Source organism: Helicobacter sp. (genome assembly GCF_022511165.1).
In the GTDB taxonomy this organism is placed as follows: domain Bacteria; phylum Campylobacterota; class Campylobacteria; order Campylobacterales; family Helicobacteraceae; genus Helicobacter_C.
The window spans coordinates 1-10,873 of sequence record NZ_JAFLSB010000047.1 but is presented as its reverse complement, the minus strand read 5'-3'; the positions used below and the strand labels follow the sequence as shown (position 1 = coordinate 10,873).

Genomic DNA, 10,873 nt, shown 5'->3' with positions numbered 1-10,873 from the left:
TATCCCATAGAGCTAGGTATCGTAGAGAGAACAGGTGCGACTTCAAAGCTACAAAGCATTTATCTAAGAGACCCAGATGGCAATCTCATCGAACTCGCCCAAAAAGTCTAGCCCCACACAAGCAAGCCCCAGCAAAAACTTTATGGCTACTTCCAAGAAAGCTTCTAGCTCTTTACAAAAAGCATAAATGGCATTTAGATTTATAGACAAAGAGACAACGCCCCCAAAATGCTTAAATATACTTTTGCGGTAAGAATTACTCTTTAAAGCCCCTAATTTACTGCTCTTAAATCTTTTGCAATACAAGCTCATTCCTTAAATCCCCACCCTCACAAGCCCCTTAAAAAGCCCAAAGCACATAGTCTCAAGCCAAAGTAGAAACCTAAAATAAATCTCGCGTTTGCAAAAACACATCATACACATCTATCAAAGCAAGCCAAGATTCAATTCGCCTAGCAAATGGGCTTAGCTATGGACTTATTTTTATAAATCCTTTATAATGGCGGGTTGATATTAAAAAGATGATAGTTAGAATCTCAAAGCAATATCTTAAGTCAAGGGCGATGTATGGGCAATAAACGATTAATGATTGTGGGTGCGGGCGTAGTATTTCTTGTTGTTATGGGGGTTTTTGCCTTTAGCTTTATTATTTTTGAGACTAAGCCCCCCACTCTTACAAGCCCCACGCCTACACATTGGAATCTTAATGATGAGCTTTTTGTGGAGTTTAGCGATGAGAGTGGCATACGCGATTATCGTGTGCAAATGATTTTTGATGGCGAGATTCTAAGTGATGAAAAAGAAGTGATTCTTAATAAGCCAAAATCAGTGAAAATCCCCTTACCTCGCTCTTCTTCGGCGCTCAAAGATGGCACGAATATTCAGTATAAAATCGCTGTAACCGATTGGAGTAGCTCACATTTTTTTAGTGGTAATACCGCGCAAATGGATTTGCAATTAGTCGTAGATACAAAGCCCCCTGTGGTGAAAAACATCGCGCAGTCTTTCCAAATCGCGCGCGGAGGGAGCGCGGTAGTGGCAGTGCAGATTAAAGATATGGCATTAGATAAGGTTTCTATTAATAATGGCACCGATGATTTTAAGCTCTTTAAATACGCCAATGATGATACTTATGTGGGGATTATCGCTTGGCCTCTTAAAAATAAGTTTTTTCTTGCTCAAGTAGTCGCAGAGGATAAAGCGGGCAATATCACAAAGCATACGATTCCTATTTCACGCAATATCAATGTCCCTTATTATCACTCAAATATTACGATTAAAGAGGATTTTTTAAGTGGCAAACTCAATGAGCTTCTTGCGCAAATTGATAAAAAACTTTTGCCAAGCTTTAATGATGATATTGAGCGATTTATATTTTTTAATGAAACCATACGCAAAGGAGATGAGGAGAGAATCTTAAAGGCGAGTAATTCTCTATCGGATTCAAGCTATATTGATGAAAATTTCCACGCCTTTGTGCCCCTTAGAGGTTCAAAAGTAGTGGGGAGTTTTGGGGATTATCGCACCTATTTTTTAAATAAAGAAAAAATCAGCGAAGCGGTGCATCTAGGCATTGATGTTGCAAGTGTGAAAAACGCGCCTATCATAGCAAGTAATAGGGGCGTTGTTTTGCTTAAAAGCCATCTTGGATTATATGGCAATACTTTGCTTTTGCACCACGGCTTTGGCGTATCCTCAATTTATTCTCATATGCAAGAGAGTGATGTGGAAGTAAGCGATGAGGTAAAAGCAGGAGAGGAGCTTGGTAAGACAGGACAGACAGGCTGGGCTTTTGGCGACCATTTGCATTTTGGAATCCTCATACAAGGGCATTTTGTGAGAATCAATGAATGGATTGACCAAAAGTGGATTGATGAAAATGTGCAGAATGTATTGCAACAAGCGCGTAATTTTACAAAAAACTAACCCCTAGCAGATGTTAAAGACAAGACAAAGAAAAATCGCCCTCTTTGAGTTTGAAGAAAATGTCAATACACAAGAGTGCATCGCCTTTATCACAAAGCATTTGCCTCTTTTGCAATATCACACACTTGGCTTTAGAGGGCGCATAGATGAGGCATTACAAACCTTTTTGCAAACTCAAGGACTAAGCTTCGCGCTTTTAAGCGGCACAATCCCTGAACGCAATAATAAAATGCAAAGTATGGTTATAGATTCACGCCTATCCGCCCAATCTCCACAAGAAAATGGAACGCAAAAAGCTTTAGCACATCATAAGAGCGGGGAAAATCGCACAGATTCTACACCCCATAATGCAGAATCTACCCTAGATTCACCCGCTCAAGGCGCATTTTTGCGCACATTATGGCTGCATCGTATTGTGCGTAGCGGAGAAGAGATTTACCATAACGGCGATATTGTGATAGAATCTCGCATTAATAGTGGTGCGCGTGTGGTAGCAGAGGGAAATTTGTTTATTTTTGGAGAATGCAGAGGGAGCATAGAGGCGCAGGGTGATTTTATTATATGTCATAAAATTTTCACTCCTGCCATTTTGTTTCAAGATACAATCATTCACCAAGAATTTTTACACAAGATTAACCAAAGCAACGCATTATTCAAAATGATTTTCAAAAAGGGCGATACTATAGCCATAAAGGATTTAGTATGAGACAAAAAACCATCAAAAAGAAAGTTGAAATTGTAGGTATAGGGTTACATAAGGGTGTGCCAGTCAAAATGGAGCTTGAGCCACTAAGTGTAAATAGTGGCATTGTGTTTTATCGCTCTGATTTGGGCGTGAGCATTCCTCTATCTCCTCAAAATGTGATTGATACGACTATGGCAACCGTGATTGCTAATGGCGAGGCGCGTGTTTCTACGATTGAGCATTTGCTTTCAGCCATTCACGCTTATGGGATTGATAATATTAGAATCTCGCTTGATAATGAGGAAGTGCCTATAATGGACGGTAGCGCGATAGGGTATTGTATGCTCCTTGAAGAAGCTGGAATCTGCTCTCAAAGCGCGCATAAAAAGGCGATTGCCATTAAAAAGCCTATTGAGATTGTTGAGGATAAAAAGTTTGTGCGCGTAGAGCCAAGTGAGCAAACGATTTTTGATTTTAGCATTGATTTTGCCCACCCTGCGATTCGCAATCAGCAATATAAATTCACCTTTTCTACCAAAGCCTATAAAGAAGAAATTGCTCGTGCGCGGACATTTGGCTTTTTGCACGAAGTCAATTATTTGCGCTCAAAAGGCTTAGCCAAAGGTGGAGATTTGAGTAATTGTATTGTGCTTGATGAAAGCGGGATTCTCAACAAAGAGGGATTGCGCTATAAAGAGGAATTTGTGCGCCATAAGATTTTAGATGCGATTGGGGATATGGCATTGCTTGGTATGCCTTTGCTTGGCACTTATGTATCCTTTGCTGGAAGCCATAAGCTTAATCACCTCCTTACTAAACAACTCTTAAGTGATGAAAAAGCCTATGAAGTCATAAGTCTTGAAGATAGAGCCGAAGAAGAGAGTCTAGAATACGCGTATGAGACACATTGACATTGTCCTTTTGAGTGTGAATACTCCCCTGCTTTGTGGGGTGTATGAGGACAATGTGCTAATAGAAGAGATTTCTAGTGCAAAACCGCTTTTAGTGAGTTTGCCCTATGTGTTTGAATCTCTGCTCCCCACCCCCCATCAAAATCCTGCTTATAATGATTCTAGAATCGATGCCATTTATTATGCTAATGGTCCCGGGAGTTTTAGTGCGCTCAAACTCACACATATTTTTTTGCATACATTAAGTAGTCTTTATGATATAGAGCTTTTTGCAACTTCAAGCTTTTATTTTACCCCTAGTGCGTATATTAAGGCTTTTGGTACAAGCTATTTTTATCGCGATAAGGAGGGGGAAATAAGCCTTGTGCCAAATGAGCAGATTCAAGTTATAGCAGAGCAAATAATATTTTCTTTACCACAAATCCTTGATAAAAGCGCTTTTAACTCTCCCACAGAGCCGCTTTATATCTTGCCACCGGTGTGAAAACTAGGCTTGTGCTTTTTAAGCCTATTAAGTAAGGTTTTAAGTTGCTCAAAGTGATGTGCATATTGTTCTTTGTATGCGCTAATACTCGCACTTTGCTTTTGGCAAAGCGCCTTTGCCTCACGCTCAAAATGCCATAAGCTTTTTTTATGGAGTGGTTGGGTAAGGAGATTTTCTTGCAAAAAACCAAAGGAAAAGCCGAGATTCAGCTCATCGCGGATATTTTCAAGCGTGGGATTAAAAAGTGGCAGAGTATCGGGACTCTTGGTGTATTTATCAAGGGCTTCTTGGATTTTTAAAGCAATGGTATTGAGGCATAAATGCACCGCAAGAGGGTAGTTTAATGTAAGAATCTTTGCAAAAAGCATCAGTTGCGCCTTAAGATTCTCACTATGCACACTTGCAAGATGTTCATAGGCATTGATGATTTCATCGAGGGTTTTTTGCAAGAGTGGGCTTTGCAAAGGAGGAAGAAAAGCTCTATACCATTGTGTGATAAGTTCGCGTAAATAATCTATATGAGTATTCAAAAGAGCATTAAACTGCTCTGCGGCGGCGGTTATATCAAAACCAAGTTTAATAAAATCGCGTGAAAAGCTAGAATCTGCCCCGCATAAGCTTAAGCTCAAACGCTCTCTTGGAAGGGTTATGATGTCTTTTGTTTGCTTATTTTGGGTTTTGATACCAAATTTTTTATCAATACGCACAAACTCTCTAGGACTGCGCTCGAGTGCGCCATAAATGTGCTGTGTGAGGGATTCAAGCTTGGATTCTAGGCTATAAAAAAATGCAGGAAAAGATGTATAAAATGCGCTTTGTGGGTAGCTTTCACTAAAATGTGTGGGGGTGTTTATAAGCAAAGATTCAAGATGTTTAAAGCGCAAGTGGGCATAGAGGCTTAAACGCGCATAAGTGAGTGTAAGTGCGCGTAGCTGCATACAGATACTATGATGTTTGGCGCTTTGTGCCTGTGGGGCGATGTGAGTTTGCAAAAAGTTAATCACAGCGTCTATGCACGAATGCTCTCTTAGGGTTTGGGCTTCTTCCTTTGGCGCACTATGTGAGAGGAGCGCTTCTCTAGCGGATATGGCAATGATTTCTTCAAAGAATCCATTAAATGCCTTTTTAGCATAGCTTAGGCTTGTATCAATTTCATCTTGATTTTTGAGCCTATCTTTTTGATTCAGCACACAGAGGCTTTTACTTGCATAACGTTTGATGTGAGAGAGGATAATATCTTTCTCGCTTTGTTTGCCGACATTATCAATGAGGGTAAGCCAAATGATACCATCGACACTTTCAAGCACCGCATTTGTCGTATCTGTATCGCTTTGATTGAGCGAATTGAATCCGGGTGTATCAAGGAAATTAATGCTTTTTAAGAGACTAAGTGGCGCATAAAGTTTATAGAAAGCAATCTTTGCATTCTCTGCCTCGCTTGACTGCTCAAGGTAGCTAAGGGGCTTTGTGGCGGTGTTGCCATTTTTATACATAATCTCAAGTGCATAATCGCTTCCATAGGCGATATGACAGACTTTAGCAGTAATTGGAGTAATGCCACTAGGGAGGATACTTTGCCCTAAGAGTGCATTTAAAAAGGTAGATTTTCCGCTACTAAATTGCCCGATAATCGCTACTTTCATTGGTTCTTGTATGCTTTGAGTAAGCGTATTAAGGCTATGGAGAGCTTTAGAATCAAGGGGTGCAACTTGACTAAGATGATATTTTACCTCATCAATAAGCGCATAGAGGGGGTTGCTGCCTTGCAAGATTTTGGTTTTTGCGTGGTTATATTCTTGGATAAAGTCTTCAAGCAAATGCTCTGGTGATGTTGATAATTCTTGTGTTTGATGATTTTGAGATATGCTATCTTTTGTCGTTTCATTGGACTTCATATTTTCTCCTGTAAGCTTATTCTAGGCTTTGTAAATGTGATTGCAAGGTGCTTGTAATCTCTTTTATCTGTGTGTATTGTGTCTCAAGTTCTTGCTTTTGTGTGTTTTGGTTATTTTGTGTGCGCTGTGCAAGGGCTGCTTGGAGGCTTTGCTCTTTTTGAGCAATTTGAGATTCAATATGGGCTTTGTGTGCTTGTGTAATTTCATCAAAATGTGTAAGGAATAAGGCACTAATGTCTTTATTTTTAGATTCTATAAGCATTGCAAAGGCATCAAAAAGCTCTTTGAAAGCCATTTCAAGCCCATTTCTTAGATTTTCTTCTTTGTTTGCGGATTTAATGAGTGTAGGAAGTGTGGAAAGCAAGGGCTGCATAATAGGTGCGATTTGGGCGGGGCTTAGCTGAAAATGAATAGGCGGGAGCTTTGATTCTTCTGTTGCAGCAATGGCGGCTTTAAGCTGCGTAATTTTTTTACTAAGCTTATAGCGATATTCTCTAAAAATATCTGCAAAGCAGTCTTTTAAGGCAAGTTCTATCATCGTTTGCAGAGCGTTGGGCGCTGTTTTTGTGCCTTTTTTATAATCATACACAATATCATCAAAAACCTTATCTCTAATAAGTGTAGCAGCCTTTGAGAGTGTATTTGAACTCAGCGATAAGAGGCTATGAAGAAAATCTTTAAGTTCATTATGGAGGGCAAGGAGAGTGGATTCTAGCTCTTCTAGTTCGCGCAAAAGCGCATCATTATGCGCCTTCTCTTGGGCGATAATTGCCTCTAGCTCCTCCTCACTTGCATTAAGCAAACTTGTTTGCAAAGCGAGAATTTCTTTTTGCTCTTGCGCGATTTTATATGTTGCTTTATAGGCGAGATAGAGCATATCTTGGCTTTTAAGACTTTCATTGCCTAAAAGCATTTTTTGTAAGTAGGATTCAATTTGCACAATACCACTTTCTTCGATACTCATTTTGATATGGCTTGTATCGCTTTGAGTGCGGTGCATTAGCGCAGCATATCCTGCAAGGGGGAGAAAATCAATGCGTGCAATCAGCGCATTAATATCGCCTTTGTAATGAGCATTTTTGAGTTGTGTAGCAAGGCTTTTTTTCGTGTATTCAAGCGAGGAGGTAAGCTCCTCTTTGCTGAGTAAATCAATGCGTGTAAGTACCACGAGCAGACGCGATATATTTTGTTCAAGCAAAGATTCTAAAATAAAGTCAATATCTTTTTGTGTTGCTGCACAACTTGCATTCATCACGTGGATAAGCATATCGCATTGATGCAAAAAATCACGCGTAATGTCTTCGCGCTTTGTGATAGGATCATCAAGTCCGGGAGTATCGACTATTTCTACACCATTGCGTAAAAATTCTAGGGGTGTAAAAAGTTCAACTTTTTGAATGAGATTGCATAATTTGCTTGAGTGATTTGCCGAAGTATAGGCACTCAACTCATTTGCTTGAATCTCTTGTGTGCGATGAGGTTCTGTGATAAGAGATTTTAACTCCGCACCAAAATGATTTTCACATTCTTTGACAAAAGCCTTAAGATTCTCATCATACGCACCCAAAGCGCATAAGTCTGCCCATTGCTCCTTACTCCAAAAATGCACTTTTGCCCCCGTTTTTTCTCCATAGCGCAAAATGGTAAGATTAGCCGTTTCTGGCACATTTGAGCTTCCTAGAATTTCTTGGGATAAAAGCGCGTTTAAAAAGGTAGATTTTCCCGCACTTAATACCCCTGTAACGCCGATACATAAACGCTCTTCCTCAAGTTTTTTAATAATTTGCTTGAGTGTGTTTTGGGTGGATTCTATAAGAAGAGGAGAGAGTTTTGCGTGAATGCTGTATAGCTCCTCGCGCAGAGTTTGGAGATTAGTAATTGGTGTGTGCGTTTGGGGAGATTTTTGCGCGCTAGAGCTTACATAAGTTTTGAGTGAAGTAAGGAGAGCAAACTCATCATCATCAATTATGGAGGCGAGATTAAGCTTTGCAAAATAGGGCGTGAGCTCATCAAGAATATGCGGATTTTCTCTTAAAATATGTGCTTGCATATCAAGGATAGAGACAAGGAGTTGGGATTCTTGAAACATCAAATATGATTGCGGGAGGAGGCTCATAAAGCTCGCACAACGTGAAAAAATAGGCAAATTGCGTTCTTTGGCACAAAGGAGAATACTTAGAGCTTCTAGAGATTGGTTTGTGGGCATAGCATTGGTGCGCTGACTAGGTGGGGGGAGCTGGTGAAATTTGCGAAAATATTGTTGTAAAATAGGCATAGATTCTCTCCATCGCGTATTTGGCTTGTGTGATGTGTTTTGCAAAAAAGGCGTAAATAGCATAATTTTACGCAAAAAATACAAAAAAGTAAAATGAGAATCCTTAAGGGTGTATTTTGCCATTTAAGTGTGTGTTTTGCAAAAATGCGCAAGGCATACAAGTGGGTATTTGGTATTGTTTGCTAGAATCTGCACTTTTGTTACTCAAGTAAAATGTTTTATTTAAGGCATTAGGTAGGGAATGCAAGAGTTATACAAAAATTGATGCAAGGGATTAGAGAGAAAATATGGAGAAATGATGAATAAACTAAATCCCCTCCTAAAAGGGCATCTTTTAGCCATTTTCACGGTATTTATTTGGGGCATTACCTTTAGTAGTACAAAGCATTTACTTACAGATTTTGCTCCTGCTGAAATTCTCTTTATCCGCTTTTTTATCGCCTATATTTTTCTTACTCTCTTCTGTCGTCAATATATTGGATATTGTGGTTTTAAAAATGAGTTTTTATTTGCAATGGCGGGCTTAAGTGGCGGCTGCTTGTATTTTTTGGCTGAAAATGTTGCGCTTCTCTACACGAGCGTTTCTAATGCCTCTTTGCTCGTATCTATCAATCCATTTTTTACAGCTTTGCTTTTTGCGCTCGTGTATCGCAAAAAGCTTCGCGCCCCCTTTCTTATGGGCTTTTTTATATCTTGCGTGGGCATTGTGCTTGTGGTATTTCGGGGACATTTTTCCTTTCAAGTGTATCCTATTGGTGATTTGTTGTGCATTATGGCTGGAATCATTTGGTCGGTTTATACGCTTGTTTTGGAGATGATTTTTGCAGCTTTTAAGGACTACTCTCATCTAGCGATTTTAAAGAAAATCTTTGCTTATGGGTTATTTTTCACATTGCCTTTTGTGGCGTATCAATCAGGTATGATGAGCGGAGATTTTCGTGCATTGGAGGATTCTGCGCGCTATATCGATACTATAAATATTGCTAACTTGCTTTTTTTGGGCATTATGGCTTCAGGGGCGTGCTATCTTTGTTGGAATGCAAGTTTGAAGCTCCTTGGGTCCTTAAAAGCAAGCGCATATATTTATAGTGTGCCTGTAATTGGCGTGATAGTAGCGTGTGTGAGTCTTGGCGAAAGAATAGATATGTATATTATTTTGGGGGGATTACTCACGCTTTTGGGATTATTTTTAAGTCAAAAATAACTAGATTGATTCTAGGTAGCCTCTATTTTATCTTTGATTTTTATCAACTTTGCGCACAATATAATACTTTATAATACTTGGGATTTCAAAAGGCTTTCGTGTAAAGCACACAAGGATATATATACTTCTCTTCTAGCTTCTTGTGTTATTTCATTTTATCATTGAAGGAGTGTGTGATGTTTGGTGATTTCAAGCAACGATTCTTGGTCAAATTTTGGTCGCCTATGCCCGCAATTATTGCTTTAGGTGTTATGGCAGCGTATTATTTTGGCTTGACTGGGACATATTGGGCAGTAACAGGTGAATTTACTCGTTGGGGTGGGCATATTATGAATTTAATCGGCGTAGATACAAGCACTTGGGGGTATTTTAAAATTATTGGTTTGCAAGGAAGCCCACTTGATAGAATCGATGGTGTGATGATTATAGGAATGTTTGCTGGGGCATTTGCTGCGGCGGCAATGGCAAATAATGTGAAATTTCGTCTGCCTCAAAGCAAGATTCGTATCGCTCAAGCCCTTATTGGCGGGATTATTGCTGGGTTTGGTGCAAGGATTGGTATGGGGTGCAATTTAGCAAGTTTTTTTACGGGAATTCCACAATTTAGCCTCCACGCGTGGTTTTTTACCATTATGACACTTGTTGGGGTGTGGCTAGGGACAAAAGTTGCTCTGTTACCTTTATTTCGCTCGAAAGTGGGACTAGAAAAGGTGAGTGCGCAAAAAGATATTGGCAATCGCACAACAAGCGAGAAAAAAGCGCAGATTCTTTTTGTTTTGGGTATTTTAGCTCTTGTTGTTGTGGGAGTTTGGGTAGTTTATTTAATGGTTTATGGGAATATCCCTGAAGGCAAGAAGATTCCTGTTTTGGCTATCGCGGTGGTTTTTGGTGTGGGCTTTGGTTTTGTTATTTCACGCGCTCAAATTTGCTTTACCTCTGCTTTTAGAGATTTATTTATCACAGGGCGGGGCTATATGGCAAGGGCAGTGATTGTTGGTATGATGGTTTCAACTATTGGCGTGTTTAGTTATATTATGCTAGGGCTGCCACCTAAGATTATGTGGGCTGCGCCTAATGCAATTATTGGCGGGCTACTCTTTGGTTTTGGTATTGTTCTTGCTGGAGGTTGTGAGTGTGGCTGGATGTATCGCGCGGTAGAGGGGCAGGTGCATTATTGGATTGTGGGTATTGGGAATGTGATTGGTTCTACTTTGCTTGCGGCAACTTGGGATTACTATGCTCAATCTTTAGCGACAAGTTTTCCTCGTATCAATCTCCTTGAATCCTTTGGTAATTATGGTGGATTGGTTGTAAATTATGTATTGCTCCTGCTCTTTTTAGCTTTTGTCTTGTATGTGGAGAGAAGTTATTTTCGCAAAAATAAGAGTTTTGAGAGAGCTTTTGTTGCATTTAAAGATGCAAGAATGTGAGGAATGTAAAGGCGAAAGTATAAAGAAGTGTGAAAAAGAATAAAAAAGGAGAGCAAAATGCAA

At 39.7% G+C, this 10,873-nt stretch carries 8 protein-coding genes and 1 pseudogene; 7 read left to right on the top strand and 2 right to left on the bottom strand.

Annotated elements, in window-relative coordinates; translation table 11 throughout:
• The 5 genes and pseudogenes from J1E28_RS06740 to J1E28_RS06720 all read left to right on the top strand — a co-directional run.
• Window positions 1-111 (top strand): annotated as a pseudogene (locus tag J1E28_RS06740) (VOC family protein); the annotation flags it as partial.
• A gap of 456 nt (window positions 112-567) precedes the next feature.
• Window positions 568-1,926, top strand: coding sequence for a M23 family metallopeptidase (locus J1E28_RS06735; protein ID WP_291028072.1), 1,359 nt, complete (start codon window positions 568-570; stop codon window positions 1,924-1,926).
• A 10-nt stretch (window positions 1,927-1,936) separates the two neighbouring features.
• Complete coding sequence (locus J1E28_RS06730) at window positions 1,937-2,632, top strand: septum site-determining protein MinC (protein WP_291028070.1); 696 nt, start codon at window positions 1,937-1,939, stop codon at window positions 2,630-2,632.
• A complete protein-coding gene (gene lpxC / locus J1E28_RS06725) occupies window positions 2,629-3,522 on the top strand; it encodes a UDP-3-O-acyl-N-acetylglucosamine deacetylase (RefSeq protein ID WP_291028068.1) in 894 nt (297 codons plus the stop codon). The genes J1E28_RS06730 and lpxC overlap by 4 nt, the downstream gene beginning before the upstream one ends.
• A complete protein-coding gene (locus J1E28_RS06720; protein WP_291028066.1) occupies window positions 3,509-4,006 on the top strand; it encodes a hypothetical protein in 498 nt (165 codons plus the stop codon). Before lpxC ends, J1E28_RS06720 begins: the two co-directional genes overlap by 14 nt.
• Here the strand turns inward: J1E28_RS06720 and J1E28_RS06715 are convergent.
• Together J1E28_RS06715 and J1E28_RS06710 are read right to left on the bottom strand one after the other, a co-directional pair.
• Window positions 3,985-5,901 carry a dynamin family protein gene (locus J1E28_RS06715; protein WP_291028064.1) on the bottom strand — a complete coding sequence of 639 codons (1,917 nt, stop codon included), beginning with the start codon at window positions 5,899-5,901 and terminating at the stop codon, window positions 3,985-3,987. The genes J1E28_RS06720 and J1E28_RS06715 overlap by 22 nt on opposite strands.
• Window positions 5,902-5,917: 16 nt before the next feature.
• Window positions 5,918-8,299: a dynamin family protein gene (locus J1E28_RS06710; RefSeq protein ID WP_291028062.1), complete on the bottom strand. Its 2,382-nt coding sequence runs from the start codon at window positions 8,297-8,299 to the stop codon at window positions 5,918-5,920.
• Window positions 8,300-8,474: 175 nt separating this feature from the next.
• Between J1E28_RS06710 and J1E28_RS06705 the strand changes: the two genes are divergently transcribed.
• Both J1E28_RS06705 and yedE read left to right on the top strand, forming a co-directional pair.
• On the top strand, window positions 8,475-9,380 hold the full coding sequence (locus J1E28_RS06705) for a DMT family transporter (protein WP_291028060.1): 906 nt from the start codon (window positions 8,475-8,477) through the stop codon (window positions 9,378-9,380).
• A 176-nt stretch (window positions 9,381-9,556) separates the two neighbouring features.
• Window positions 9,557-10,810 (top strand): selenium metabolism membrane protein YedE/FdhT, encoded by a 1,254-nt coding sequence (yedE, locus tag J1E28_RS06700; RefSeq protein ID WP_291028058.1) that lies wholly within the window; start codon window positions 9,557-9,559, stop codon window positions 10,808-10,810.
• The last annotated feature ends 63 nt before the right edge of the window (window positions 10,811-10,873 follow it).